General features: G+C 63.9%; 29 protein-coding genes. 20 read left to right on the top strand and 9 right to left on the bottom strand.

Annotated features, from left to right (window positions below; genetic code table 11):
- Together P9239_RS01855 and P9239_RS01860 are read left to right on the top strand one after the other, a co-directional pair.
- On the top strand, positions 1 to 345 hold the full coding sequence (locus tag P9239_RS01855; RefSeq protein WP_309748806.1) for a DUF4148 domain-containing protein: 345 nt from the start codon (positions 1 to 3) through the stop codon (positions 343 to 345).
- Between the two features lie 37 nt (positions 346 to 382).
- Positions 383 to 529, top strand: a complete 147-nt coding sequence (locus P9239_RS01860; protein WP_309748807.1) for a hypothetical protein — start codon at positions 383 to 385, stop codon at positions 527 to 529.
- Here P9239_RS01860 and P9239_RS01865 read toward each other — a convergent pair.
- Positions 526 to 2025, bottom strand: a complete 1500-nt coding sequence (locus P9239_RS01865) for a PLP-dependent aminotransferase family protein (RefSeq protein ID WP_309748808.1) — start codon at positions 2023 to 2025, stop codon at positions 526 to 528. The genes P9239_RS01860 and P9239_RS01865 overlap by 4 nt on opposite strands.
- A gap of 195 nt (positions 2026 to 2220) precedes the next feature.
- On the opposite strand from P9239_RS01865, the gene P9239_RS01870 reads away from it, so the two are divergent.
- The 5 genes from P9239_RS01870 to P9239_RS01890 all read left to right on the top strand — a co-directional run bounded on the left by P9239_RS01870 (position 2221) and on the right by P9239_RS01890 (position 7798).
- Complete coding sequence (locus tag P9239_RS01870; protein WP_309748809.1) at positions 2221 to 3318, top strand: ABC transporter ATP-binding protein; 1098 nt, start codon at positions 2221 to 2223, stop codon at positions 3316 to 3318.
- Between the two features lie 78 nt (positions 3319 to 3396).
- Positions 3397 to 4437 carry an ABC transporter substrate-binding protein gene (locus tag P9239_RS01875; RefSeq protein ID WP_309748810.1) on the top strand — a complete coding sequence of 347 codons (1041 nt, stop codon included), beginning with the start codon at positions 3397 to 3399 and terminating at the stop codon, positions 4435 to 4437.
- A 78-nt stretch (positions 4438 to 4515) separates the two neighbouring features.
- A complete protein-coding gene (locus P9239_RS01880; RefSeq protein WP_309749591.1) occupies positions 4516 to 5778 on the top strand; it encodes an ABC transporter permease in 1263 nt (420 codons plus the stop codon).
- Positions 5779 to 5781: 3 nt separating this feature from the next.
- Complete coding sequence (locus P9239_RS01885; protein ID WP_309748811.1) at positions 5782 to 6621, top strand: ABC transporter permease; 840 nt, start codon at positions 5782 to 5784, stop codon at positions 6619 to 6621.
- Between the two features lie 712 nt (positions 6622 to 7333).
- On the top strand, positions 7334 to 7798 hold the full coding sequence (locus P9239_RS01890; protein ID WP_309748812.1) for a DUF3331 domain-containing protein: 465 nt from the start codon (positions 7334 to 7336) through the stop codon (positions 7796 to 7798).
- Positions 7799 to 7832: 34 nt separating this feature from the next.
- Here P9239_RS01890 and P9239_RS01895 read toward each other — a convergent pair whose 3' ends face one another.
- Positions 7833 to 8447 (bottom strand): NAD(P)-dependent oxidoreductase, encoded by a 615-nt coding sequence (locus P9239_RS01895; protein ID WP_309748813.1) that lies wholly within the window; start codon positions 8445 to 8447, stop codon positions 7833 to 7835.
- A 438-nt stretch (positions 8448 to 8885) separates the two neighbouring features.
- Here P9239_RS01895 and P9239_RS01900 point away from each other — a divergent pair, with 438 nt between their 5' ends.
- Both P9239_RS01900 and P9239_RS01905 read left to right on the top strand, forming a co-directional pair.
- Positions 8886 to 9083, top strand: coding sequence for a hypothetical protein (locus tag P9239_RS01900; RefSeq protein ID WP_309748814.1), 198 nt, complete (start codon positions 8886 to 8888; stop codon positions 9081 to 9083).
- 609 nt (positions 9084 to 9692) lie between these two features.
- Positions 9693 to 10340 carry a phosphoribosyltransferase gene (locus P9239_RS01905; RefSeq protein WP_309748815.1) on the top strand — a complete coding sequence of 216 codons (648 nt, stop codon included), beginning with the start codon at positions 9693 to 9695 and terminating at the stop codon, positions 10338 to 10340.
- Here P9239_RS01905 and mdeB read toward each other — a convergent pair.
- On the bottom strand, positions 10337 to 13051 hold the full coding sequence (gene mdeB, locus P9239_RS01910; RefSeq protein WP_309748816.1) for an alpha-ketoglutarate dehydrogenase: 2715 nt from the start codon (positions 13049 to 13051) through the stop codon (positions 10337 to 10339). The genes P9239_RS01905 and mdeB overlap by 4 nt on opposite strands.
- Positions 13052 to 13189: 138 nt before the next feature.
- Here mdeB and P9239_RS01915 point away from each other — a divergent pair, with 138 nt between their 5' ends.
- The 4 genes from P9239_RS01915 (at position 13190) to P9239_RS01930 (ending at position 17004) form a co-directional block, all read left to right on the top strand.
- Positions 13190 to 13720 carry an Lrp/AsnC family transcriptional regulator gene (locus tag P9239_RS01915; protein WP_309749592.1) on the top strand — a complete coding sequence of 177 codons (531 nt, stop codon included), beginning with the start codon at positions 13190 to 13192 and terminating at the stop codon, positions 13718 to 13720.
- Positions 13721 to 14417: 697 nt separating this feature from the next.
- A complete protein-coding gene (locus P9239_RS01920) occupies positions 14418 to 15320 on the top strand; it encodes a DUF4922 domain-containing protein (RefSeq protein WP_309748817.1) in 903 nt (300 codons plus the stop codon).
- Positions 15321 to 15389: 69 nt separating this feature from the next.
- Positions 15390 to 16454, top strand: coding sequence for a trypsin-like peptidase domain-containing protein (locus P9239_RS01925; protein ID WP_309748818.1), 1065 nt, complete (start codon positions 15390 to 15392; stop codon positions 16452 to 16454).
- Between the two features lie 301 nt (positions 16455 to 16755).
- Positions 16756 to 17004 (top strand): hypothetical protein, encoded by a 249-nt coding sequence (locus P9239_RS01930; protein WP_309748819.1) that lies wholly within the window; start codon positions 16756 to 16758, stop codon positions 17002 to 17004.
- Between the two features lie 11 nt (positions 17005 to 17015).
- Here the strand turns inward: P9239_RS01930 and P9239_RS01935 are convergent, their stop codons facing one another.
- Positions 17016 to 17399 carry a hypothetical protein gene (locus P9239_RS01935; RefSeq protein ID WP_309748820.1) on the bottom strand — a complete coding sequence of 128 codons (384 nt, stop codon included), beginning with the start codon at positions 17397 to 17399 and terminating at the stop codon, positions 17016 to 17018.
- A gap of 274 nt (positions 17400 to 17673) precedes the next feature.
- Here P9239_RS01935 and P9239_RS01940 point away from each other — a divergent pair, with 274 nt between their 5' ends.
- Positions 17674 to 18129, top strand: coding sequence for a hypothetical protein (locus tag P9239_RS01940; protein WP_309748821.1), 456 nt, complete (start codon positions 17674 to 17676; stop codon positions 18127 to 18129).
- Positions 18130 to 18146: 17 nt separating this feature from the next.
- On the opposite strand, the gene P9239_RS01945 is transcribed toward P9239_RS01940, so the two are convergent.
- On the bottom strand, positions 18147 to 18341 hold the full coding sequence (locus P9239_RS01945; RefSeq protein WP_309748822.1) for a hypothetical protein: 195 nt from the start codon (positions 18339 to 18341) through the stop codon (positions 18147 to 18149).
- Positions 18342 to 18674: 333 nt separating this feature from the next.
- On the opposite strand from P9239_RS01945, the gene P9239_RS01950 reads away from it, so the two are divergent.
- From P9239_RS01950 to P9239_RS01960, 3 genes are all read left to right on the top strand, one after another.
- Positions 18675 to 19610 (top strand): DMT family transporter, encoded by a 936-nt coding sequence (locus tag P9239_RS01950; protein ID WP_309748823.1) that lies wholly within the window; start codon positions 18675 to 18677, stop codon positions 19608 to 19610.
- A gap of 37 nt (positions 19611 to 19647) precedes the next feature.
- Positions 19648 to 20136 (top strand): hypothetical protein, encoded by a 489-nt coding sequence (locus P9239_RS23355; protein WP_404980155.1) that lies wholly within the window; start codon positions 19648 to 19650, stop codon positions 20134 to 20136.
- Between the two features lie 207 nt (positions 20137 to 20343).
- Positions 20344 to 20922, top strand: a complete 579-nt coding sequence (locus P9239_RS01960; RefSeq protein ID WP_309748825.1) for a phasin family protein — start codon at positions 20344 to 20346, stop codon at positions 20920 to 20922.
- A gap of 16 nt (positions 20923 to 20938) precedes the next feature.
- Here P9239_RS01960 and P9239_RS01965 read toward each other — a convergent pair whose 3' ends face one another.
- Together P9239_RS01965 and P9239_RS01970 are read right to left on the bottom strand one after the other, a co-directional pair.
- Positions 20939 to 21307, bottom strand: coding sequence for a DOPA 4,5-dioxygenase family protein (locus P9239_RS01965; protein ID WP_309748826.1), 369 nt, complete (start codon positions 21305 to 21307; stop codon positions 20939 to 20941).
- A gap of 69 nt (positions 21308 to 21376) precedes the next feature.
- Entirely contained in the window at positions 21377 to 21514 is a 138-nt protein-coding gene (locus tag P9239_RS01970) for a hypothetical protein (protein ID WP_309748827.1), read from the bottom strand.
- A 98-nt stretch (positions 21515 to 21612) separates the two neighbouring features.
- Here P9239_RS01970 and P9239_RS01975 point away from each other — a divergent pair, with 98 nt between their 5' ends.
- From P9239_RS01975 to P9239_RS01985, 3 genes are all read left to right on the top strand, one after another.
- The gene (locus tag P9239_RS01975; RefSeq protein ID WP_309748828.1) at positions 21613 to 23922 is read left to right on the top strand and encodes an ATP-dependent DNA helicase; all 2310 of its coding nucleotides are present in this window, start codon (positions 21613 to 21615) and stop codon (positions 23920 to 23922) included.
- A gap of 58 nt (positions 23923 to 23980) precedes the next feature.
- Positions 23981 to 24472 carry a hemerythrin domain-containing protein gene (locus P9239_RS01980; RefSeq protein ID WP_309748829.1) on the top strand — a complete coding sequence of 164 codons (492 nt, stop codon included), beginning with the start codon at positions 23981 to 23983 and terminating at the stop codon, positions 24470 to 24472.
- Positions 24473 to 24563: 91 nt separating this feature from the next.
- Complete coding sequence (locus tag P9239_RS01985; RefSeq protein ID WP_404980183.1) at positions 24564 to 25301, top strand: 2OG-Fe(II) oxygenase; 738 nt, start codon at positions 24564 to 24566, stop codon at positions 25299 to 25301.
- Positions 25302 to 25319: 18 nt separating this feature from the next.
- On the opposite strand, the gene ribA is transcribed toward P9239_RS01985, so the two are convergent.
- Both ribA and P9239_RS01995 read right to left on the bottom strand, forming a co-directional pair.
- Positions 25320 to 25988: a GTP cyclohydrolase II gene (ribA, locus tag P9239_RS01990; protein ID WP_309748831.1), complete on the bottom strand. Its 669-nt coding sequence runs from the start codon at positions 25986 to 25988 to the stop codon at positions 25320 to 25322.
- A 143-nt stretch (positions 25989 to 26131) separates the two neighbouring features.
- A complete protein-coding gene (locus P9239_RS01995; RefSeq protein ID WP_404980156.1) occupies positions 26132 to 26827 on the bottom strand; it encodes an NADPH-dependent F420 reductase in 696 nt (231 codons plus the stop codon).
- Positions 26828 to 26978: the final 151 nt, after the last annotated feature.

The raw sequence follows: 26978 nt of genomic DNA on the forward strand, positions 1-26978 counted from the left end.
ATGAAAAGCTATCTGATCAAGAGCCTGTCGCTCGCCGCTGTCTCGGTCGTGATCTCTAGTACGGCGTTCGCCGATGGCGGTCAAGGCATCGGCCGTGCAGGCACGTATCTGACGCCGACTCAAACCACGTCGAGCGCGAGCGAAGCGCCGAAGACGCGTGCGCAAGTGCGTGCGGAATTGGCCGCCGCCTATTCCAACGGCTCGCTGCCGGCTCTGAATCGCAATACGTATCCTTCGCGCAGCATGTGGGGCGACGCGGTGGCCGCGCAGGCCGAAGCGCACAATCGCGCGATCGTGGAGTATGCGAACGGTTCGCCGGCGCAGAACAACGTCGCCGCACGTTGATTTGATTCGCTTACCTAACTAAATAACGAGGTCGACCATGTTCGACGACACGTCGTTCGAGCAGTATTCCATGCTCGATGATTTCGCGCTCACCGCGCCGGTGTGGCGGCCGTTCGTGCAGCCCGCATCCGCTGACGCGCCGAAGTCCGCGCAGGACTGCGGCGAATCCATCACGCTTTCCTAAGCCACTTCCACCGCCGTCAAGGCACGCTCGATCACGCCCGCCAGCTTCTCGAAGGCGGGCGCGATGTCCGCATTAGGCACGCATGCGTAACCGAGCATCAAGCCTTTGCGCGCCGCATCGCGATTCAAGTAGTACTGCACGAGCGGACGCGTGACCACGCCCGCCGCCAACGCGGCGTCGGCAATGGCGCGATCGTCGGCAGCGTCGGGCAATTCCAGCACGAAATGCAGACCCGCTTCGTCGCCGCGAACCGCGAGTGAATCGCCGAAACGCGCCCTGATGGCGTTGATAAGCATCTCGCGCCGCTCGCCATACAGGCCGCGCATGCGCCGCACATGCGACGTGAGATGGCCGTCGAGAATGAACTCGGTCAGCACGGCCTGCTGCATGAGTTGTCCCTCGCGATACAGCTCCGCAACGCCTGTGCGAAACGTATCGACAAGATTTTCCGGCACGACCATGTAGCCCATGCGCAGACCGGGAAACAGCATCTTGCCGAGGCTGCCGACATAGATGACCTGTCCCGCGTCGTCGAGTCCCTGTAGCGAGGACAGCGGCCGGCTGCCATAGCGGAACTCGCTGTCGTAATCGTCTTCGATGATCCACACGCCATGCTGCCGCGCGAATTCCAGCAGCGCGCGCCGTCGCGCGAGACTCATCACCATGCCGAGCGGATACTGATGCGAAGGCGTGACGAGCGCGATGCGCGGGGGCGTGTTCATGTCGCGCGGCGTCGGGTTCAGCCCTTCGGCATCGACGGGCACCGGCACGAGCGACAAGCCCGACGATTGCAGCACGCTGCGCACGCCCCAATAGCACGGCTCTTCCACCCACGCGCGATCGCCGGTATCCGTCAGAAGGCGCACCGTCAAGTCGATCGACTGATGAATACCCGTCGTAATGATGATCTGGTCCGGACTGCACTTCACCGAGCGCGCGACGCGCAGGTAGTCCGACAACGCGCGGCGCAGCGGCCGGTAGCCGCCGCCCGGCGCATACGTGAGCAACTCCGGGCCCGCGCGCTTCCAGAGCCGCGCCTGCAAACGGCTCCACGTGCGCGCCGGGAACTCCGAGACATCCGGCACGCCCGGCATGAACGCGCCCCACTGTTTCGGCGCCACACCCGCCTGCGCGATGAGCCGCTCGCCGCGCTTCGAGAGAATGCACGGCTTGCGCGGTGCCTCCTCGAGCGGCTCGCGATTCTTGCGCGACAACGCCCCGTCGTCCGGCGCGGTGTCGGCCACATAGGTGCCGCTGCCCGTCGTCGAGGTGACATAGCCTTCCGCCGTCAACTGGTCGTAGACGTGCAGCACGGTGTTGCGTGCGATGCCGAGGTCGAGCGCGAGCGTGCGCGAACTCGGCAGCTTCGTCCCCGACGCGAGGCGGCCGGTCAGAATGGCCTGCTGCATCAGCGCCAGCACTTGCCGGTACATCGGTTCGTCGCGTTTGCGGTCCAGTTGCGTGCTCAGCCAGTCCGCGAGGATGATCGTGTCCAAGGCATTCTTCCCCTGAGGAGCCACGCGCCGAAGCGGTCTAAGTGGTTCCCCGATGAATATTGAAATGGTTCCTCATTGTAGAACCCTGTCAGGCTATAGTTAGCGGAAACGGTGGAAAAAATTTCCGGTTCTTCAAGATTTCGGACAACAGCGGCAACCGCGCCACGCGGCACGCTTGACCAGGGAGACAGAGCGATGAAATCCGATCAGGTGATCGTCAGCTTTCGCGGTGTTCGGAAGACCTATGACGGCGAAACGCTCGTCGTGAAGTCTCTCGACCTCGACATCTATCAGGGCGAGTTCCTCACGCTGCTCGGGCCGTCGGGGTCGGGCAAGACCACGTGCCTCATGATGCTGGCGGGCTTCGAGTTTCCGACGGGCGGCGAGATCCGGCTGGACGGCAAGCTGCTCAACAAAGTGCCGCCGCACAAGCGCGACATCGGCATGGTGTTTCAGAACTACGCGCTTTTTCCGCACTTGTCGGTGCAGCAGAACGTCGAATATCCGCTGACGGTGCGCAAAATGTCCGCCGAGGAACGCGCGCATCGCGTGAACGACGCACTGCGCATGGTGCGCATGGAGAGCTTCGCGAAGCGTTATCCGGCGCAGCTTTCGGGCGGCCAGCAGCAGCGCATTGCGCTTGCCCGCGCGCTCGTGTTCGAACCGAAGCTCGTGCTGATGGACGAGCCGCTCGGCGCGCTCGACAAGCAATTGCGCGAGCATATGCAGTACGAGCTGAAGTCGCTGCACGAGAAGCTCGGCGTCACGTTCGTCTATGTCACGCACGATCAGGGCGAGGCGCTCACCATGTCGGACCGCGTCGCCGTGTTCGACAAGGGCATCGTGCAACAACTCGACACGGTCGATCACCTCTACGAAGCGCCCTGCAACGAGTTCGTCGCGAACTTCATCGGCGACAGTAACCGGCTGCGCGGCACCATCGAACAGACACAGGGCGATTACTGCCAGATTCGTCTGGCGGACGGCACCCGGCTCTCGGGGCTTAACGTCGCGAAGGCCAAGGCCGGAGCGCAGGCCATCGCGTGTATTCGTCCCGAGCGGATGAAGCTCGCGGCAAGCGCCGGGCGTGCCAACGGACACGGCAACGCGCTCGCGGGCGAAGCAAAAAGCCTCATCTATTTTGGCGACCACGTGCGTATGCGTTGCGGCGTGCGCGACCAGGACGAATGCTTCGTGAAGGTGCCGCTCGGCACCACGGCGCTTGACGGCTTCACGCCCGGCGCGCCGGTCGCGCTGGAATTCGCTCCCGAGCATCTGCGCGTATTCGCCTGAACCCGCCTTCATGCGTGCGCGGCCACGCCGTTCCACTTGCCGTCATCCGATAAAACCAAGCAGACAGAGGAAACCATCATGAAGAAGTTCGCACTGTGTTCCATCGCGGCCGCAGCCGCACTCGCTTGCGCGTCGGGCGCATCGGTGGCGGCGGAAATCACCGTCGTCAATTTCGGCGGCGCGAACGGTGACGCGCAGAAGGTCGCGTTCAACCAGCCGTTCGAGCAGTCGACCAAGAACAAAGTGACTGCCGTCGAGTACAACGGCGAGCAGGCCAAGGTCAAGGCGATGGTCGAAGCCAAGCACGTGAATTGGGACGTGGTCGAAGTCGAATCCGGCGATCTCGGGCGCGGCTGCGACGAAGGCCTTTACGAAAAGCTCGACTGGTCGAAGATCGCGAAAAAATCGGATCTCGTGCCCGAGTCGCCGCAAACATGCGGCGTCGGCTTCTTCGTGTGGTCGACGGCGCTCGCGTACAACGCCGACAAGCTGAAGAGCGGCCCCGCCAACTGGGCGGATTTCTGGGACACGAAGAAATTCCCTGGCAAGCGCGGGATGCGCAAGGGCGCGCGCTACAACCTCGAATTCGCGCTGATGGCCGACGGCGTCGCGCCGAAAGACGTCTACAAGGTGCTCGGCACCAAAGCCGGCGCGGACCGCGCGTTCAAGAAGCTGGACGAACTGAAGCCGAGCATCCAGTGGTGGGAAGCGGGCGCGCAGCCGCCGCAGTTCCTGGTCGCGGGCGACGTCGTGATGTCCACCGCCTACAACGGCCGCATCGACGCGGCGCGCAAGGAAGGCAAGAACCTGAAAGTGGTCTGGACCGGCAGCATCTACGACCTCGACTACTGGGCCATTCCGAAGGGCTCGCCCAACAAGGACGTGGCGACGCAATACATCGCGTATTCGGTATCGCAGAAGCCGCAGGAAACCTATGCGCAGCACATCGCCTACGGCCCGGTGAACAAGAAGGCGATCGCCGCGCTCGATGCCAAGACGCAGGCCGACATGCCGAACTCGCCCGCCAACGCGAAGGACGCCGTGTTGCAGGACATGGCGTTCTGGACCGATCACGGCGACGAACTGGAGCAGCGGTTCACGGCTTGGGCGTCCAAGTAAAGCAGGCTGAATCGCGGTCGCGCGACCTCGAGCGCGACCGCGAGTAACGACGTTGCCGGAGACTTAACCGTGAACACCATGACGATCGCCGCGGACGAGTCGCGCGAATCCAGCGCGCGCCTGAAACGCGAACTGAAGCTCGTCGATGCGAAAAAGCGCGCGATGGCGCTCGCGCTCATCGCGCCGCTCGCTATCTTCCTGTTCCTGATTTTCGTGGTGCCGATCGGCGCGCTGCTCACGCGCGCCGTGCAGAATCCCGAAGTCGCGGGCGCGCTGCCGCACACCGGCGCGGCACTGTCCGGCTGGGATCGCAAGGCCGCACCGCCGGACGCCGCGTATGCCGCGCTCGCGCAAGACCTGACGGCGATTCAGGAAGGCGAATCGCTCGGCGCGCTCGCCCGGCGTCTGAACACGGAGATTCCCGGCTATCGGTCGCTCGTGGCAAAGACGGCCCGCGCGATGCCGCTCACCGATGACGACGGCAAGCCGCTCACCGCGTCGCAGGTGCGCGCGAAGATCGTCGAAATCGACGAAAGGTGGAACGATCCGGCGTATTGGCAAGCCATTGCGAGAAACGCGGGCCACTACTCGCCGTTTTATCTGCTCGCATCGCTCGATCACAAGCAGGACGGATTCGGCAGCATCGTCCATGCGGACCCGGACCAATCCATCTATTTGAACGTCTTCGGGCGCACGTTCGTCATCGGCTTCGCCGTGACCTTCTTCGCGCTGTTGCTGGGCTACCCGCTTGCCTACTGGATTTCGACGCTGCCGGCCCGGCGCGCGAACCTCGTCATGGTGCTCGTGCTGATTCCGTTCTGGACGTCCGTGCTGGTGCGCGTCGCCGCGTGGATCGTGCTGCTGCAAAGCGAAGGGCTCGTGAACAAGGCGCTGATCGGCAGCGGGCTGATCGGCTCGCCGCTCGCGCTGCTGTTCAATCGCGTGGGCGTGTATATCTCGATGACGCATATTCTGCTGCCGTTCATGATCCTGCCGCTCTACAGCGTCATGAAGTCGGTGCCGCCCACGTATCAACGCGCCGCCGTGTCGCTCGGCAGCCATCCGTTCGCCGCGTTCTGGCGCGTGTACGTGCCGCAGACGTATCCGGGCATCGGCGCGGGCGTGCTGCTCGTGTTCATTCTCGCGATCGGCTACTACCTCACGCCCGCGCTGCTCGGCGGACCGAACGACCAGATGGTCAGCTATTACATCGCCTATTTCACGAACGTGACGATCAACTGGGGCATGGCCTGCGCGCTCGGTGCACTGCTGCTCGCGGCGACGCTCGTGCTGTACGTGGTGTATGGGCGCTTCACGCGCTCGAACGTGAGCCTGGGGTGAGACATGAAATTCGCTAAACCGATGTTCGCGCCGCATACGTCGGTCGTCGAACGCATCTGGTATTTCGCGTTGCGCATCTTTTGCGTGCTGACGTTGCTGTATCTGATTCTACCGGTGCTGGCGATCGTGCCGCTTTCGTTTTCGTCGAGCACGTTCCTCGTCTATCCGATCCCCGGCTTCTCGCTGCGCTGGTACCAGAACCTCGCGATGTCCGACGAATGGCGCATGGCGGCGAAGAACAGCTTCATCGTGGCGCCTTCCGCGACGATCGTCGCGACGATACTCGGGACGCTCGCCGCCGTCGGGCTGACAAAGGCGAATTTCGCCGGCAAGGGCTTGCTCATGGCCGTGCTGATTTCGCCGATGATCGTGCCGGTGATCGTCGTCGGCGTCGGCATGTATCTGTTCTTCGCGCCGCTCGGGATTGCGAACACCTATTTCGGGCTGATTCTGGCGCACGCGGCGCTCGGCGTGCCGTTCGTCGTGACGACGGTCGGGGCGACGTTGCAGAACTTCAACACGAATCTGGTGCGCGCGAGCCAGTCGCTCGGCGCGAATCCGCTGACGACGTTTTTCCGCGTGACTCTGCCGGTCATTGCGCCGGGCGTGATGTCGGGCGCGCTGTTCGCCTTCGCCACTTCGTTCGACGAGGTCGTCGTCACGCTGTTCCTCGCCGGCGCGGACCAGACGACGCTGCCCCGCCAAATGTTCACCGGCATTCGCGAGAACATTAGTCCGACGATTGCCGCGCTCGCGACTATCTTGATTGTGTTTTCGACGGGGTTGCTGCTCGTGCTCGAATGGCTGCGCGGGCGCGCGGCGGCGCGAGCGGTGGCGGGCTGAGGGCGCACTGGCGGACCGGCGCGCGGCCTTGCCGAGTGCGGGACTGGCGTGGGCCATATGCTTTGGTCCTGGTCCGGTCCGAGCGACGCCGACACCTCATGGATCGCGCCCCTCACGCGACTGACGCAGGCTTTGCACGCGTTCCCCGATGATTCGCACGTCGTCCGTGACAGGCAGACGCGCTGTTCGCGCGGCAGTCATCCGTTCAACAGCCCAGTCTGATCCGGCCTCCGCCCGATCCCTCAACCCGGGCTAAGCCTTGCTGCGCAAGGCTACGCCCGGGGCCAGCGGTCTGCCGGCGGTCCGCTGCGATCCACTTCGGCGCTGCTGTTGAAATAGCGTTGGCCGGGCGCTCGAACCTCGGCTGCGTTTGACACGGCGGCACCTCACGGCTTCCGCCTCTTGCGGCGGACGCAGGTCTAGCCTCCGTTTCGCCGCAAATCCGACGTCGGGCGTGCGGGCAAGCCGACCTCTTCGTCTCCCGATGGCGGCTCAGAAGCCCCCGCCCGCCTCCCTCCGTCTAACACGAAAGCCTACGCGGAGGTCCGCAGCACAAGGCTCTGAGCGGGGCCGACGGTGTATCGGCGGTCCGCCGAGCGACGCTCTTTCGGATTATTCGTAACAGCGGGACAGTGTTTTCACCTATACCGTATTTATCGGAATATGCTGAATGACGTACGTTCTAGGTCGAGTCAAAGCCTGGAACAATGCCATGACAGCTTTTTCGAAAAGAGCGGACCCGTGGTCACAGACCGTCCACCAACTTGAAACGGCGCCCGCCGAAACAGGGCGCAGTGCGCCGTCGCAGAAAACGGCTCGTGCCGAGAGCGCATTCCTCGAGCGCCTGACGCGCGACTGGAATCGCACGCACCCGCGCGAGTCCAACGACCGCCTTCCGTTCCCCCAAGCCATCGTCCGTGTGATCGAGCGGCCGAGCAGCGCCACGGCGCTCGTCTATTGGTCCGACCCCGGCACCTGCCATTACGGTTATCAGGGCTGGCGCGCCACCACGGCGACCGGCGAGGGCGTTTGCTCGCTCTCGGGGATGCCGATTCATCGCGGGGATCAGGTTTATCGGCCGTCGCAGCGCGATCCGAAGCCACAGAACGCATCGGCGATGATTCTCGCCGCCGCGATGCCCAAGACCGAGGAAGCGGAGGCTGACGTTCACGGCTGAACGTCAGCGGAGGCGGTCTCGCCGTCTCTGTTGGTCAATATCCGACCGTGAACCGCTGTTTGATATGCGCCCCGCGCTCGAATTCGTCGAGAAACGCGATGGCGAAATCGTCGAAGGAAATCCAGCTTCTGCCATTGGCGTCGACGAGCAGTTCGTCGACACCAATGCGGAAACGCTGCGTGCGCGGGCCGCTCACGAACTCCGCCGACGGCGACACGAACGTCCAGTTCAGATCGCGCTCCCGGCGAAGGGCATCGAGAAATGCGGCGCCCGCCGTCGCTTCGGCGCGGTAGGCGTCGGGAAAGCCGGGTGCATCGAGCACGCGCTGGCCCGGCGCCACATATAAGCTGCCCGCCCCGCCCACCACGAGCAAGCGCTCCACGCCCGCGCGCTTGACCGCGCCGACGATCGCGCTCTCGGTCACGGTCGCGAAGCGCGTCGCGCTGAACACGGCGTCGTGGCCGGCGACGGCGTCGGCGAGCGCGTCTACGTCGAGCGCATCGACGTTCCGCGCGCTGACACCGTCGCGAACTTCCAGTTTCGATGTATCGCGAGCGAGCGCCGTCACGGTGTGTCCGCGCCGCAACGCTTCGTGCGTGATCCGGCTTCCGACATTGCCCGTCGCGCCGATGATCGCGATCTTGCTCATGTTTTTTCTCCTTGTTTTTGCCGCGCGCACAGGGTGGCCGCACGCGCCTCTCTGGCCGGATGCGAGAAAGGAAAGCTCGATCAACGGATCCTGATCGTTCGGATTCCTTTCTGCGAACAGCCGTTCGTGAGGACGATCCGACCGGGACGCTGCCTCGCCGAACGACGCTCAGCGTCCGACAGATGCAATTTCCGCGCCGCTTTCGTAGCATCGGGCGCGATACCGCCACGCGGCCGTCATAACGCAAACGCGCCTCTCCCGGCTCGCGCCGCCTTTACACTAGAGCCCCCGCGCCCTTTGAAACCGCGTCATGACGGCGAATACCGGCGCGCCGGACGCGCATGTTTCGAAAGAGTGCTTAATGGAAGTCGTCAAGTTGTCATGACATTGGTTTATCTTGCAGGTCCTCGCCGCTCCATTACCGGAAAGGAGTTAACCGTGAAGAATCCGCAATTGCAGGGTGCCATCGAAGGACGCAACAATCCGGCAGGCGAGACTGCCTACGAGCCGATTCCGGTCGGCGCCGCGCCCGCCGAGTCAGCCGAACAAACGGGCTACTCGGATTCGCTGGACATTCCGCTCAATTACGGCATCGTGATGGACGCTGTCAGGGACGCAGTGCGCGCGAATCCCTGAGCGTTCGAATCCCTCGTGCAAAAGCGCCCCGGCTCGGGGCGCTTTTTTTTTGCTGCGCGGCTTCGATCGCGTTCGGCGCTGAATGGACGTCAACTTGCGGCGAATCGGGCCGGGTACTGGATTCGCAGGGCATTTCGCTCGATGACGGCATCGCGTTGGACGCGGTCCGTGCAATTCTGGGCGTTTCAATCTTCAAGGGAATGCGCGGCTTCAATCGGCGGGTTGCGTCTGCGTCAGCGCCTATTCTCGTGCCGGGCCAGCCGGATTCTTCTCTTTACGAGGCACGCTGCTCGCGTGTAGCCCGCGCACGCTCCGACCGTCGTGCAGAGGCGGTTCGACGCGGAGCGCCTAGCGCTTACGCAAAAAAAATCACGGGTTGCTCCGCCGGCACCTAGTTCTACGCGGTTCAGCGATACGTCGCTCCGCGCGTCAGACAGATGGGACACGCGGCGCTTTTCGCCTACGATGTAGAAGGACGAGACGCGTGCACCGGATGCAGGTGTCGTTTCGCAAAAGGCATCGGCTCATGGCAATGCGCCGGACGTAGTCGGGCGTTGCACGCACGTTCGTCTCGCACGAAGCCACGCGCGCCGGCAGCATTCAAGCGACATGAACTCCATTTTCAGAGACCGGCGCGAGGCCGGCCGCGAACTCGCCGCGCTGCTTTCGGACTACGCACACCGCGACGACGTCATCGTGCTCGGACTGCCGCGCGGCGGCGTGCCGGTCGCGTTTGAAGTGGCGAGCGCACTCGGCGTCGAGATGGACGTGCTCGTCGTGCGCAAGCTGGGCGTGCCGTATCAGCCGGAGCTCGCTATGGGCGCCATCGCATCCGGCGACGCCTTTTATCTCGATGAGCGCATCGTCGACTATGCGGGCGTGAGCACATTCGAACTCGACGCCGTGATCGAACGCGAGCGCGCGGAACTGGCGCGACGCGAGGCGATGTATCGCGGATTGCGCCCGCCGCTCGATACGGCAGGCAAAGTGGCAATCGTCGTGGACGACGGCATGGCCACCGGCGCCACGCTGCGCGCCGCCGTGATGTCGCTGCGTAACGGCGACGCGCCGCCCGCGCAAGTGGTCGCAGCAGTGCCGGTGTCGCCCGAAGATGCCGCAACGCGCTTGGCGGGCGTCGTCGACGCATGTGTCTGCGTGCTCCAGCCGCGTCATTTTCTGGGCGTCGGCCAGTTCTACATCGACTTCGACCAGACGAGCGACGACGAAGTGCGCACGCTGCTGAAGCTGCGCGGCTAGCGCGTCCACGGTGCGTCGCGCTCGGGTTGCGCCACGCCGTACTTCTCGCGCGCACGCTCGAGCACCGCGCGCTCGACCACGCCGTCGTCCGCCAGCGCCTTCAGCGCCGAGAGCACGATCGCCACGCGGTCCACTTCGAAGAACGCGCGCAGCGACTGCCGCGTGTCGCTGCGCCCGAATCCGTCCGTGCCGAGCGTCACATAGCGGCGCGGCACGTACGCGCGGATCAGTTCGGGCAACGCGCGCACGTAGTCGGTCGCGGCAATCACCGGCCCGCGCGACGCTTGCAGCGCACGGGTTACGTAAGGCGTCGGCGCCTCGTCGGATACGCGGTCGAGGCGCTCGCACGCCGCGCCGTCGCGATGCAGTTCCGCGTAGCTCGTCACGCTCCAGACGGCGGCGTCGACGTTCCAGTCGGCGTTCAGCATGGCGCGCGCGGCAATGGCTTCGTTGAGAATCGCGCCCGAGCCGAGCAGTTGCACTTGCGCGCCGCTCGCCTCTTCGTCGCTCGAAATGCGGTGGATGCCGCGCAGAATGCCTGCGCGCGTCGCGGGATCGAGCGTCTTGCCGGGCGCCGACGGCTGCGCGTAGTTCTCGTTGGTGACGGTGATGTAGTAGAAGACGTCGCGCTGCTGCATCAACATTTCCTGCATGCCTTCATCGACGATCGCCGCCACTTCGTATGCGAACGCGGGATCGTAAGCGCGGCAGTTCGGAATGGTCGATGCCGTCAGATGACTCGTGCCGTCCTGATGCTGCAAGCCCTCGCCGCCGAGCGTCGTGCGCCCCGACGTCGCGCCGATGAGGAAGCCGCGCGAACGCTGGTCCGCCGCCGCGAAAATCAGATCGCCGATGCGCTGGAAGCCGAACATCGAGTAGTAGATGTAGAACGGCAGCATCGGCAGGTCGTGGACGCTGTAGGACGTGGCCGCCGCGATCCACGACGAAATGGCGCCCGCCTCGGAAATGCCCTCTTCCAGAATCTGCCCGCGCGTGTCCTCGCGGTAGTAAAGCATGGAGCCCATGTCTTCCGGCTCGTACAGCTGGCCGAGCGGCGAATAAATGCCCACTTGCCGAAACAGATTCGCCATGCCGAAAGTGCGCGCCTCGTCCGCGACTACGGGCACGATGCGCGGGCCGAGCGTCGCGTCTTTCATCAGGCTGCCGAGCATACGCACGAATGCCATGGTCGTGGACATTTCCTTGCCGGCCGTGTCGAGCGCGAACTGCGCCCACGTGCCGAGCGCGGGCGGCACGAGCGATTCCGACGCCCTAGCGCGCCGCCGAGGCAGATAACCGCCGAGCGCCGCGCGGCGTTCGTGCAGATACCGCATTTCCGGGGCATCGTCGGCGGGCTTGTAGAACTTCAGCGCCTCGACGTCGGCATCGGAAAGCGGCAAGCGGAAGCGGTCGCGAAATGCTTTGAGGTCGTCGAAATCGAGCTTCTTTTGCTGATGCGTCGTCATGCGGCCCTGCCCGGCCGTACCCATGCCGAAGCCTTTCATTGTCTTCGCGAGAATCACCGTCGGCTGGCCCGTGTGCGCCAGCGCTCGCGCGTAGGCCGCGTGCAGCTTGCGCACGTCGTGGCCGCCGCGCCGCAAACGGTCGATGTCTTCATCGGACAAGTGCGCAGCGAGCGCGGCCAGCTCGGGGTTCTGGCCGAAAAAGCGTTCGCGGTTGTACCGGCCGTCGTTGGCCGAAAACGTCTGGAACTGGCCGTCGACCGTATGCGCAAAGGCGCGCAGCAACGCGCCGGTGCGGTCGCGGGCGAAGAGCGCATCCCAGTCAGATCCCCACAGCACCTTGATGACGTTCCAGCCCGCACCGGTGAACTGCGCCTCCAGCTCATCGACGATGCGCCCGTTGCTGCGCACCGGTCCGTCCAGCCGCTGGAGATTGCAGTTGATGACGAAGACGAGGTTGTCGAGCCGCTCCCGCGACGCCAGCGACAGCGCGCCGATCGACTCCGGTTCGTCCATCTCGCCGTCGCCGAAGAAGCCCCAGACCTTGCGCCCCTCCGTCTGCTTCAGACCGCGGTTCTGCAGATAGCGCATGAAGCGCGCTTGGTAGATGGAGTTGATCGGCCCGATGCCCATGGATCCGGTCGGAAACTGCCAGAAGTCGGGCATCAGCCACGGATGCGGATACGAGCACAGCCCCGGCCCGGCGATTTCGCGGCGGTAGTGCTGCAAATGCGTTTCATCCAGAAAGCCTTCGAGGAGGGCGCGCGCATAGACGCCCGGCGACGAATGCGGCTGGAAGTAGACCAGATCGCCGCCGTGCTTTTCGCCCGCCGCGCGAAAGAAGTGGTTGAAGCCGACTTCGAAGAGATCAGCGGCGGACGCGTAGCTCGCAATATGGCCGCCGAGTTCGCCGTAGGCGCGGTTTGCGCGCACGACCATCGCCAGTGCATTCCAGCGCAGCACGCCCGCGAGTTTCTCTTCGATATCGAGATTGCCCGGATACGGCGGCTGCTGTTCGACGGGAATCGTGTTGGCATACGGGGTCGCCCGCGCCCGCGCCGATTCCACCCCGACCGACAGCGCGTGCTCCGCCAGCCGGTCGAACAGATACTGCGCGCGCTCCTTGCCGACGTGCGCGACGACCGCATCGAGCGCGTCCAGCCATTCGGCGGTTTCGCCGGGGTCGGCATCTTCGCGACCCCGCGCGAGAGAAAGAAGCTGGCTCGTTCCGTTCGACAAGTCCGTCATGGCGCGACTCCGCTGGCTGGCTGGTATCAATCGAGGATAACCAGCCCCGCGCAGAATGTGCATCTCATTTGGCTGCCGGCGCGCTTTACGGTAGGGTGTTTATTCCTCGAAAACCCGCAAAACAGGAATCTTCCAACTATGAGCTCGCAAGCGAAGGAGCGGCTGGACCGCACCGATATTGGTATTCTCAATGCGCTTCAGCAGAATGCGCGCGTCACCAATTCGGAGTTGGCGCGTGCCGTCAACCTGTCGCCGACGCCGTGCTTCAACCGCGTGCGTGCCCTGGAAAAGGCCGGGTTATTCAAGCAGCACGTCACGTTGCTCAACCCCGAGGCGCTCGGCTTGAGCATCAACGTGTTCATTCAGGTGAGTCTGGAGAAGCAGATCAAGGACGCGCTCGCGCGTTTCGAGCAGGCGATCAGCGAGCGTCCCGAGGTGATGGAGTGCTACCTCATGACGGGCGATGCTGACTACCTACTGCGCGTAGTGCTGCCCGACGTCGCGGCGCTGGAACGCTTCATTCTGGAGCGGCTCACGAAAATGCCGGGCGTGTCGAATATCCGCTCGAGCTTCGCGCTCAAGCAGGTGCGATACAAGACAGCATTGCCGTTGCCGGCGTCCGGTTTGACGTTGCCCGAGTCGAAACGGGGCGAGGAAGATTGGACATGACTTCGCCCAAGACAAAGGCTCCCGGAGCGGGAGCCTCTGAAGCACAGTCACGCTCTCACGAGGAGAGCGGCGACCTTACGCGGAGATGTTGATGTCCACGGTGGTGCTGGTCGAGGACGAGCTCGACGCCTTGGCCGTGCCGCCAGAGATGTTTGCCTGAGCGAGAGCAGCGCGTTCGATCTTTTGCATTTGAATACCTTTGTTGATTGCGATTGAAACGATGGTTCTACGGTGTCGAGCGGACTTACCCCGTGATCGTGATCGTCACGTTGGTGTTGGACGAAGACGTGCTCGACGCCTTGGCCGTGCCACCAGCGATGTTTGCCTGAACCAGAGCAGCGCGGTCGATCTTTTGCATGATGTGCCTCTTGATAGAAACGAAATAAATTGAGGTGATACGCCGTGGAGGAGAGCCACATGTTGTGAACCGGTTCCTTGCGTGCCTTTGCAGCAGCGTCCGACGCGCTCAGTCATGCCGCGCATTCGTTAAGCATAGCGAATGATTAACTGCATCCGCGAACGACCAAGTGGCAGGAAGTCTATCCAAACGAATGCCGGAATTGAACGCTGAAAAGTCCGAACTATCGAGGCGCATTGATGCGCTACGTACGGAAAGCGGCTACCCAGCAAGCAGCTCCCAAACGCAAGGTGATCAAAAGCAGCAAAATGCTCGCTTCAGCAATCACTCGTCAGACACATGAGCCAATCACAACGACCCGTACTTCAGGCGCCTTCGTGGCAAGCCGTCGTCGAGCAAACCGGGCGCGCGCTCGCGTGCGGCGCGCTACGTCCCTTCGATACGGTGCAGCACGTCATCGAAGACGCTGGCGTATCCTTTCTCGTGCGGCAGGCCGCGAACCTCGCGCGCAAGGACGAGGCGGCGAAGCTCGCGGCCAAGTCCGCCACCGATGCCGCCAGCGCCTGGCGCGATCCGTTTTCGCCATGCGAGGACGTGCTGCGCGTAGGCGATATCGGCGAGCGGCACTTCCTGTTGCTGAACAAGTTCAATGTGCTTCCGTATCACCTGCTGATTGTCACGGCGCAGTTCGAGCCACAAGAGTCTCTGCTCGATACCGACGACTTCGCCGCGCTCTTCGCATGCGTGAGCGAATTCGACGGCCTCGGCTTCTACAACGGCGGCGCCATCGCCGGGTCGAGCCAGCCGCATAAGCACATGCAGATGGTCCGGCTGCCGCTCGACGGCTGCGCGGCGCCGATCGAGCCGTTGATCGAAGCCGCGCGCGGCGACGCCATCTTTCGCGTGCCGCAGCTCGCGTTCGGGCACGCGGCGGCGTGGCTCGGCGATGCATCCGGCATCACGCCGCAGGCCGCGCAACGCACGTATCGCGCAATGCTCGACGCGATCGGCGTCGAACCGCTCGACGTTGCCGGGGCGACGCATCAGTCGGCACCGTACAACCTGCTCGTTACACGCCGCTGGATGCTCGCGGTGCCGCGCTCGGTGCCCGAGGTCGAAGGCATCGCGATCAACGCGCTTGGCTTCGCCGGCTCGCTTTTCGTGCGCGACGATGCACAACGCAGCATCGTCGAAACGCTCGGTCCGATGACGCTGCTCGCCCGAGCTTCGCGCCCCGTCTAGGGCCGCCGCGCGGCCTTGAAAAGCGTCCGGGCGGCCCGCATGTCGGCTCTCGAACATCCGGAGTCCACCATGGGAAGCCGACCTCAATTCATCGACGATCTTGCGCGCGGCTCGCAAGACGCCGCGCTGTCGCAATCGCGAACGCAGACGCAAACGCAAACGCAAACGCAGCCGCTCGACGACACCGCGTTGCTCGATGCGTATTCGCGCACCGTGATCGGCGCGCTCGAGCGCGTGCAGCAAGCCGTCGTTTTCATTTCGGTCGAGCGCGAACTGGCCGATGCCCGCGGTGCGCGCCGCCACGCGGGCGGCACCGGCTCGGGCTTCATCTTCACGCCCGACGGCTATCTGCTGACCAATAGTCACGTGGTTCACGGCGCAACGCGCATCACCGTGACGCTCGCGGACGGCGCGCACTTCCACGCTGATCTCGTCGGCGACGATCCGGGCAGCGATCTGGCGGTGCTGCGTATCGGCTCGCCCGAACCGCTGCCGCACGTCGAACTGGGCGAATCGGGCAATCTGCGCGTGGGTCAGATCGCGATTGCGGTCGGCAATCCGCTCGGGCTTGCGCAGACTGTGACGACGGGCGTCGTGTCGGCGCTCGGACGGTCGCTGCGCTCGACGTCCGGCCGAATGATCTACGACGTCATCCAGACCGACGCCGCGCTCAATCCCGGCAATTCGGGCGGGCCGCTCATCAATTCGGCGGGACAGGTGATCGGCGTGAACACGGCCATCATTTCGGGCGCGCAGGCCATTTCCTTCGCGACCGCCATCGATACGGCCAAGTGGGTCATCATGCAGATCTTCGCATATGGACGCGTGCGGCGCGCCTATATCGGCGTCGCCGGAACGACCGCGCCGGTGTCACGGCGCGTGCAGCGCTTCTTCGGGCTGACGTCGGCGAGCGCAGTGCACGTGATGGAAGTCGTCAAGGGAAGCCCGGCCGCGCTCGGCGGGCTGCGCACGGGCGACCGCATCGTCGCGGTGGATGGCGTGAACGTCGATAGCGTCGACGGCTTGCAGCGCGCGCTGGATGCGTCGCGTATCGAACGCGCCGTGAAGGTCGCGGTGCTGCGCGGGACGCAGCTGCTCGATCTCGAAGTGACGCCGGTCGAGCAGATCGGCTGATGCCTGTGTCTCGAAGACGGCGGCCATGTTGCGATGCCCGCCGTCTTCGAGCGCCTATGTTCCCTGCTTCCGGTCTCCCGCGCCGGCTCTTGTCCTTGTCCATCGCGCGCCATGCGGCCGCGTCAATGTCTATCCCGTGCAGTGCTAAACGACTGAGCGCAATGGCTTATTCCGCGCAGGCAAACTGACGCGCGGCCTTCAGGCCCACGCTTTGCGTCATGTCAAGCGTTCTGGTGACTATGTGCGCTAGCAGCCGGTCAGGATCACCGTGATCCGGCCTAATGATGAAAGCAGCAGGCGCATGAACGGGTCACCGTTCGGCCAGCCTGCCCTCCGGGGAAGGTCCCAAGGTCCACTGAGAACCAAGCAAAAAGGGATTGCCATGACCAAGCATATCAACAAGCATTCCGTACCGCGCCGCGAAGCCTTTCGCTGCAGCGGCCAGCAACTCGACGCCATCATGCGGTTTGCCGAAGAGCGCAAGCTCGACGAACGCCCGCTGCAATGGGTCGTCGCGCAGTACTGCCGGGCCCGCGCCAAAGCCGCGTGAGCGCTCGTTCGTCACTGTCCTGACAGCACGCGCTGTTTCAGCACCCAGATTGCCGTCGGCACGGCGTAATACGCGCTCACGTTGCCGGTGACGAGCTTGCCCGTGAGTTGAACGCGCGCGCGCTCCGCGGGTTCAGCGTCGATGATCTGCACTGCCGACACGTTCGACTGCTGCCGTCCGCCCTGCCCCGTGCCCGCGCTGGTTACGCAAACCGGACTTGCCAGTGACAGCACCAACGCCGGTTTCGCGTCCGCATCGGCCTGATGCGTCGCCTGGCGCGTCACCGTGCCTTCGAGCGTGACGACATCGCCGTCGCTGTAGCACTGCGCCGCCCACGCCGGACTCGCGCCCACTGCGGCCAGCACGAACATCCACGCGGACGCTTTCGCCGTCATTCGGGCCTCGCGAAGAGCGCGCCGGTGCCGGCACGCGGGTTCTAAACGAAGGACACACTTTAGGCGATCCGCGATGGGGTCGCAACCCGGCTCATCTCCAGTACGCCGAACGGTCGCGTCCGCACGTGCGGGAACGGCCGTTGCTCAAATCGTAAGACGATCAACACAAGCGCGCGTTTCGGGAGCGCCGTCGTTCGATCATCGGTCAGCGACGCTCGCCCGTGACACGGAGCGTAATACGCGACCCGCGCAGGCGGGCCGGCGGAGGGTGACGATGATTCAAACGGCTAATCAGACGAGTCAGGTGATTGTGGGTGTGTTCGAGTCGTATCGCGATGGACACGAGGCGCTCCGGGCGCTGCAAGAAGCAGGACTTTCGCGCGACGACGCGCATTTGTACCGCGCGGGACAGCACGACGCGACGCTCGACGCGTTTCCGATGCTGTCGCACGAAGAAGACGAAGCGGAATACGTCGCGCACGGCGAGCATCAGGGCGTGATCGGGGCGCACAACCGCTTCGCCACCCGTGAACTCGCGACGCCGCGCCCGCCCGCGCCTGCCTCATCGGACGACTGCTGCCGCGAGCGGACGCTGCTTGTCATCAAGATGACGGATGAAATCAAGCCCGGCGCACTGGGCGACATGCTGCACGAACACGGCGCCATCGCCGTGAAAGACCCGGCCGGTCACTGGCGTTTTTCGCCCTACCGGAACCACGCACGCGCCTGACAGACGCGCTTCCCGACTTAATGCATCCGCCGATGCGCGGCCTGCGGGCAACGCGCCTCGGTGTCGCCGGACGAGCTGGAATTGCGCTCGGTCTCGCTGGCTTCTTCCTCTTCCGCCTCTTGCTGCGCCCGGCGCATGGCTTCCTGCGCCGCCGCCGCGCGCAGCGCGCGGCATTGCGCCGAACGCCGCAGCGTGGCGAGCAGGCGCACCATCTCTTTCGGTCTCGTTCTCACTGTCGCCTCCGCGCCGCAGGTTGAGAAACCACTTTAAGTCTAGGCGGCAAATAGCGACAGGCAAAGCAAATCACGAGCACAATCACGAGCACAATCGAGCGCAGCGTTGAGCTTTTTACAGGGCGGCGGAAATCGCCCTGCGCCTTTGAAAGCGAACCGTCTAGTACATTTTCGACCGCCGTGACCTCTGCACAACAGCATCGCGCGGAACATTACTGCCGCCTTGTCAGCATGTGTTCATGTCCGCAAAATGCAAGCAACGGCTTAAAAGCGCCGGCCCGAATTCGCGGATGACAACCCGGTGGACACTCGATGGCGACCTTAGAGGGCAAGACGCGTTTCTCGATTGGTACCGAGACCACCGGCGCTGGCATCGCCGTCATGATCCTCACCACGGCGGCATTCGCGGCGAGCGATTCCACCGTCAAGCTCATCGGCGCCGCGGTGCCGATCGTCGCGCTGTTATGGGTGCGCTACCTGTTTCAGATGATCGTGCTCGGCGTCTGGCAGGCGCAGCGCGGCGCATTCGGCCTCTTCCGCACCTTCCGCACCGGCACTCTTAAGCTGCAAGTCGTCCGCGCGCTGCTGTTGCTCGCCAATTCGGCCTGCACCTTCGCGGGGTTGAGATACCTGCCGCTTCCCGTGACGACTTCCCTTGCGATGCTCGCGCCGCTCATCTCGACGCTGCTCGCCGCACTCGTGCTGAAGGATCACGTATCGCGCAGCAAATGGGCGATGGTCGTGCTCGGGTTCATCGGCATGTTGCTGATCGTGCGGCCGGGCGGCAGCGACTTCACGTGGACGGTGATTCTGCCGATCGGCTCCGCGACAACCTTCGCCTGCTTTCAGGTCGTGTCGAGCCATCTATCGCGCGTGGACGACGCAATCACGACCAACTTCCTGACCGCCCTCGTCGCGACGCTCGTGCTGTGCGCGCTCGTGTGGGCGGATCAGGCGCGGCTTCTGCCGGAACTGGCGCGCGTCGGCGTGGGGAGCTGGCTTCTCGTTGCATTCATGGCGACGATGGCGACCGGCGGCCAGTTGCTGATGCTTCAGGCGTTGCGCCGCGCGCCGCTTTCGGTGCTCATGCCGTTCTCATACGCGCAACTGGCGTTCGCGTCGTGCTTCAGCTGGCTGCTGTTCGGGCAGGCGCCGGATGCGTGGATGACGGCGGGCATGTGCGTGATCGCGGCGAGCGGGATCGGGACCGTGCTGATGCACGGGCGCAAGGCAGCGGAGGCAACCTAGCGTCCGCGACCGCGCCTCATGAAACGTGCGAGGCCGCGTGCGTTTGACCGGTACAAAGCCAGTGCACGTCGACATCGAGCGCGTTGGCGATTCGCCTGAATGCGTGAAGTGGCGGCACCGTAATGCCTCGCCGCCAGAATTGGACGTCGTCTTCGCTAGCGTCGACCCATTTGGCCGCTTTGGCGGAACTGACGTTGGCGCGCTGCATGGCGCGGTCGAGGCGCGCGGCGATTGCGCGCCGCAGTACGTTGTCTTCGTGACTGCGTTCCAGGTGTCCGATGGTTCGGGTATGTCGGCCCATTCTGCTTCAACTCTCTCGATTTATATTTTCGCCGTTCAGCGCCGGCTGATATTCGCGCACGTCGGAATCATACGAAGTCACGATGACGAGGCAGTGACACGAGGAATCCAATCTGCGCTGCGTTATGAAACCGCAGGCCGGATTCTTTCAAAACGAGGGGATCAACGTCAAGTGGGAAAACAACGCACTAACGCGATATACGTTAAGTGTTTACCCGCTTACTGAGAACAGTCAGACGACTGCGGGCATTATCGGACGGACGATCGTGCGATTAATTGTCTCATTACGCTTTTAGGTAGCGTTTAAAAAAGCCGCTCCTATTAGCAGCCCGGAAAATCGCAATTGACAGCGATTTTCTCTTGTCTAGAATGAACCGCTCGCTGCACCGCACCATCACGCCCAGTTCAAAGGCAATTTCCCATGGAGTCGAGCATGAGCAGTCTTGCGCCAGAAAACTTTCTCGCAACCCAGCGGGCCGGCTTGGATGCCACCTTCGGATTCGCCACTCAGGCCGTTCAGGGTTTCGAGAAACTCGTCGATCTCAATGTGAACACGTTGAGGACCGCCCTTTCGGAACATCAGGATTTCATCGGCAAAACACTTGCCGTGCGAGATATTCAGGAGTTCTTCGCCATCCTGAACGGCCGGATGCAAGCCAACGCACAGCGCGCGCAAGCGTACTGGCAAGGCGTCAACGATATTGCCACCAGCGTGCGCGGCGCTTATATGCAGGCGGCTCAGGATCAACTCGAAAAATCGCAGCGCAACGCGCAGGCGTTCGTCGAAAGCCTCGTCACGAACGCTCCGCTCGGCAGCGAAGCCGTAGTGTCGGCGTGGAAGTCCGCTATCGACTCCGCGACGCAATCGGCCAATTGCGCTTACGAGGCGGCGCGCAACGCAACGCGCCAGGTGGTTCAGGCCGCGCAGACCGAAGCGTCCACCGCCGTCACCGTGCCGGCGCCGACTGCCGTTCGCGTCGTGTCGAGCAAGCCGGCGAACGCCAAGAAGTAAGCGCGGCCGAAGCGCTTCAGCCTGTAAAGGCCGTGAGCACGAGTTCGTGCGAGCGGCCGATCCACACCGCCGAATCGCGATGGTCGCGCAGATCGTCGCCCGTATTCGGATGCATGAAGATATCGAGCGCGCCGTGGTTGAGCGCGAGCCATTCGAGCATCGGCGTGAGTCGCTCGCTGCCGAAGCCGAGTTGGAACGACCATAGCGGATGCGGTCCGACCGGGCGTTCGTGAAAGCGCCCGATCGCAAGCGCGCCGCGTTCAAGCTCGCCTGCGAACTGCTCGGCGATCACCTGCCTGAACTGCCAAGCCGCGTCGCGGCTCGCGGCGTCGAAATAGACGTGGGCGTGCCAGCCTGATACCGCGGGGGTGTCGTGTGCTTCCATCGTTTCATCCATGCGCGGCAATATTGAGACACGTCCGATTTTAGCGAAACGGTCCGCGCGGCGCGCGTTTCAATACGCGCCGCCGCTGCCGCTGCTGCTTCCACTGGACGAGCGGTTGTACGACGCGCCGCCGCCGTCCGTCTGACACCCGGCGAGCGTCGCGGCGAGTAGCGCCAACGCGACCAAGGCGATTCTTGCGAGCTTCATAAAATGCCTCCGTTCGATTCGATGGCGGCACCCGAGCGACGCCGCTTCCACTAAACGCACCGCCGAAGCCCGTTATTCCGCGTGCTAGACTACTGTACATGCGTACAGTCTCCGAGCCTGCCTACACCGTCGCCGTGCGCGCGCTATGCGAGTTCACCGCGAAGCAAGGCGATCTCGATCTGCGTTTCACGCCGACGCCCACGGCGCAAGAAGGCGTAGCGGGCCACGTCACCGTGACGGGCCGCCGGCCGGCGGGCTATCTGAAGGAAATCGCGCTATCGGAAGATTTCGGTTCGCTGCGCGTGCGCGGCCGCGCCGATGGCTATGATCCCGCGCTCAATCGGCTGGAAGAAATCAAGACGCATCGCGGCAACCTGGAATCCTTGCCGCAGAATCATCGGCATCTGCATTGGGCGCAGGCGCGCGTGTACGGGCATCTCATGTGCCGCAAGATGGGCCTCGGCAGCATCGAGATTGCGCTCGTGTACTTCGATATCGTCGAACAGACGGAAAGCGTCCTCAGCGAAATGCAAACCGCGGACGCGCTCAAGGAACATTTCCAGGCGCAGTGCCGGCGGTTCATCGCGTGGGCGGAACAGGAAATGGCGCACCGCGCCGCCCGCGACGCGTCGCTGTCCGCGCTCGGTTTCCCGCACGGCGCGTTTCGGCCCGGCCAGCGCGCGCTCGCCGAAGCGGTCTATCGCGCGGCAGTTTCCCAGCGATGTGTCGTGGCCGAGGCGCCGACCGGCATCGGCAAGACCATCGGCACGCTGTTTCCGCTGCTGAAGGCGTGGCCCGCGCAGCAACTCGACAAGATCTATTTTCTGACCGCGAAAAGCGCGGGCCGCCAGCTTGCGCTGGACGCGCTGAGAACGCTCGGCGCGTCGGCAGAGAAGCCGCCGCGCGTCGTCGAACTCGTGGCGCGCGACAAGGCGTGCGAGCATCCGGACCGGTCGTGCCACGGCGAATCGTGCCCGCTTGCGCGCGGTTTCTACGACCGCCTGCCCGCCGCGCGCGCCGCCGCGCTGCAACGCGTGCATCTGGATCGCGCGTCGGTCGCGCTGACCGCCCGGGAGCACGCCGTCTGTCCGTACTATCTGAGCCAGGAGTTGACGCGCTGGGCGGACGTGATCGTCGGCGACTACAACTATTACTTCGACACGAGCGCCATGCTTTTCGCGCTTGCGGACGCGAATCGCTGGCGCGTGGCCGTGCTCGTCGACGAGGCGCATAACCTTGTCGAACGGGCGCGCGGCATGTATTCGGCGACGCTCTATCAGGCCGCTTTCAACGCGATGCGCCGTAGCGCGCCGCCTGTCTTCAAGCGAACGCTCGCACGCCTCGCGCGCAGTTTCGGCGATGCGAGCCGCGATCAACTGGCGGCAGGCATCGACTACGCGGCCCACGAGGAACCGCCCGCCGCGCTCTTGAGCGCGCTCGGACAAGCGGTTTCCACGCTCACCGAGACAATGGCCGAGCAGCCGGACATGTTCACCCCCGACGTGCTGCGCTTCTATTTCGACGCCGTGCATTTCACGCGCATCGCGGAACGTTTCGGCGCGCATTCCATCTTCGACATCACGCTGTCCGGCAAAGGCCGCGCCGTGTTTTGCCTGCGCAACGTGATTCCCGGCCCGCATCTCGCGCCACGCTTCGCCCGCGCTCACAGCGTCGCGCTCTTTTCGGCAACGCTCACGCCCGCGCATTTCTACGCCGACACGCTCGGCCTGCCCGCGACGAGCGTGCGCATCGACGTCGAATCGCCGTTCACGGCCGATCAGCTCGACGTGCGCGCCGTCGCCGATGTATCCACGCGCTTTCGCGACCGCGAACGCTCCGTCGACCGCATCGCCGATCTGATCGCCGCGCAATACGCCCGCGCGCCGGGCAACTATCTAAGCTTTTTCAGCAGCTTCGACTATCTCGCGCAAGTGGCAGCGGCGCTTACGCGTCGCCATCCGTCGATTGCGTGCTGGCAGCAATCCCGCGCGATGAGCGAAGCCGAGCAACAGGCGTTTCTCGCGCGCTTCGAACCGGATGGGCGCGGCATTGGCTTCGCGGTGCTGGGCGGCGCGTTCGGCGAGGCGATCGATTTGCCGGGAACGCGGCTCATCGGCGCATTCGTCGCGACGCTCGGCTTGCCGCAACTGAACGCGGTCAACGAGCAGTTCAAAGCGCGGATGCATGACGCGTTCGGCGACGGCTACGCCTATGCGTATCTCTTTCCCGGGCTGCAAAAGGTGGTGCAGGCGGCCGGGCGCGTGATTCGCGGCCCGCAAGACCGCGGCGTGCTGTATCTGATCGACGACCGTTTCGCCCGCGCGGACGTGCGGCGGCTGTTGCCCGCGTGGTGGGACGTCAAGCTCCTTCGCGAACGGGACGCGCCGGGCATCGCTCTTGCTGAATGACGGCACCCCATGAGCCTGCGGCTGTCCGAAGCCCGGCCCACACATAAGGAGAAGCCCGATGTCCACCGCACAAACCCCGCTCGACGCGCTCAAGATTCTCGAAGAAGACCATCGCGACGTCGAACAGTTGTTCGAAGCCTTCGACCGCGCGCCGAAGGACGATCTCGAACGCAAGTCGACACTCGTTCAGCGCGCCTGCGAGCTGCTGACCATCCATGCGATGGTCGAGGAAGAACTGCTCTATCCGGCGGCGCGCGAAGCCTTCGGCAGCGACGACGAGAAGATCGACGTCGAGGAAGCCTACGTCGAGCATTTTCTCGTGAAGACGCTGATCGAAAAGTTCACGCAATTGAAGGCCGGCGACGAGGGCTTCGACGCGACCTTCCGCGTGCTCAAGGAAAACGTGATGCATCACGTCGAAGAAGAGGAATCGGAGCTGTTCAAGGAAATCCGCAAGACGAAGCTCGACGTCGCGGCGCTCGGCCGGAAGATCGAAGCGCGCAAGACGGAACTGCAAAACCGCATTACCGAAGTGGCGACCCCGCGCTGAATGCAACAGCAAGACCCGGAGTGCGCGCGCGGCGCGTGCGGCGCAAAGTGGGACGTGGCACACGCACATCCGGAGTAATTGCATGAAGGCGATGGACGGCGCGCTCGCGACCGATGCGAGCGCGGATATTCACGAGCGCATCGACGCGCTCGACTGGTCCGGGATCGAGAGACAGCTCGACTGCCAAGGCTCGGCCATCGCGCCGGGCCTTTTTTCGCGCGACGAATGCACGGCGCTCGCCGCGCTGTACGACGACGACGCGCGCTTTCGCAGCCGAATCGTGATGGAGCGGCATAGCTTCGGGCGTGGGGAATACAAGTACTTCGCGTATCCACTGCCGGCCACGCTCGACGCCGTTCGCGGCACGGCGTACCGGCATCTCGCGCCGATTGCGAATCGCTGGAACGAGGTCATGCGCATCGAGACGCGCTATCCGGAAGCGCACGCGGCGTTTGTCGAGCGATGCCATCGTGCCGGACAAACGCGCCCGACGCCGCTGCTACTGCAATATGTCCCGGGCGACTATAACTGCCTGCATCAAGACCTATACGGCGAGCACGTGTTTCCGATTCAGATGGCGATTCTTTTATCCGCGCCAAAACGCGATTTCACGGGCGGCGAGTTCGTGATGACGGAACAGCGGCCGCGCATGCAGTCGCGCGTGGAAGTGGTGCCGCTCGCGCAAGGCGATGCAGTTTTCTTCGCGGTGCATCAGCGGCCGGTGAACGGAACGCGCGGGGTGTATCGCGTGAATATGCGGCATGGCGTGAGCCGCCTGCGCTCGGGCAAGCGGCACATGCTGGGCGTGATTTTTCACGACGCGCGCTGAGGAGCGAGCGCCCGCGCGTTATTCGTTCTCGTCGAAGTAGTGCCCGAAGCGGGCCTGCTTCGTTTTGATATAGCGTTCGTTTTCCTCGCGCATCGGAATGGCGAGCGCCACGCGTTCGCTCACGGGAATGTCGTGGCGCAGAAGCGTATCGAACTTCGACGGGTTGTTGCTCATCAGCCGGACCGACTTCACTTTCATCGCGCGCAGGATGGCGGCGGCGGAGTCGTATTCGCGAGCGTCGTCGGGAAGGCCCAGGTGCAGGTTGGCATCGACGGTATCGAGTCCCTGTTCCTGCAACGCATACGCGCGAATCTTGTTCGCCAGGCCGATGCCGCGGCCTTCGTGCCCGCGCAGATACAGCAGAATGCCGCGGTTCTCAGCGGCGATATAACGCAGCGCGAGGTCGAGTTGCTCGCCGCAATCACAGCGGTACGAACCGAACACGTCGCCGGTCACGCATTCCGAATGCAGGCGCGTGAGCACGGATTCGCCGTTGCTCACGTCGCCCATGACGAAGGCAATGTGCTCGACATCCGTCTCCTTCACGCGATAAACGTACGAACCGAAGGTGCCGTAGCGCGTCGGAATGGTGGCGGTCGCGGCCAGTTCGACGTCCGCGCATTCGGCGCATTCGCCGAAGCGGTGTTGAGAGTTCTGCACGTCCAGCGAGGGAGAAGCGGTTTTCATAGTCAATCAGCGAGTCCATGATGCCGGGAACGGCGGCGGTGTGCGCCGCGCCCGCCCGGCCTGTCATGGTAAAGCCCATCGGGAAAGTTTTCAGATTGTCGCACGGCGCGCGCCGGCTTTACTCCTTTCCCCTAGGTCGAGGCTTACGCCGGATTCTCGAACGTGCCGGGACTGCGGTCGGTCGCGCGCCATTCCGGCTTGCGCACCGGGTCGGCCTTTTTCAGCGCCTCGCGCACGCCGGCGGCGTCGAGGTCCGCCGTGTAGACCGGCGTCGCGGGCTGCTGACGCCAGGAATCGTCGATTTCGCCGTTGTCCACCGCATCGAAGCCGATCTCGTCGATCAGCTTCATCACGATGCTCTTCGCGCGATGGTCGTCGCCCGACACCGGCAGCGCGATGCGTCCCTTCGTGCCCGCGGGCTTGCCGCCCTTGCGCAGATGCGCCGCGTAGATGTTGTTGAACGCCTTCACCACCGGCCGGCCGATCTGCTGCTCGACCCAGCGGCTTTCCGGCACGCCCTTTTCGATGTCCTCGATGCGCCCGTCGCGCTGCTGCGGATAGTAATTGCCGGTATCGACGACGACCACGCTCGACGGCACGCCCGCGAACAGATCCTTCGGCAGATCCGGCACCTTCGATTCCGGAATCGTCACGACGATGAGTTCCGCGCCCTTCACCGCGTCGCGCGTCTCGACGGCAGTCGCGCCGGTCGTGCGCTCGATGTCGCGCAGCGACTCCGGCCCGCGCGAGTTGGCAATATTCACGTCATGGCCGCACTTCGTGAAGTGCTCGGCGAGAACTTGTCCGATGTTTCCCGCTCCAATGATCCCGATCTTCATCAACACCTCCTGTTTGCTGGTTAAGACAGACGTCATCGCAAACCGAGTGCCGCAGCGCGGCAGCTATGGATCGACACCATAGCCCAGATCAATTAGAATGATAAAATCAATCCACTTCCAAGGATTGATAGTTTTAGTTCATAATTCATTC

The sequence above is a fragment of the Caballeronia sp. LZ062 genome (assembly GCF_031450785.1).
GTDB lineage: Bacteria > Pseudomonadota > Gammaproteobacteria > Burkholderiales > Burkholderiaceae > Caballeronia.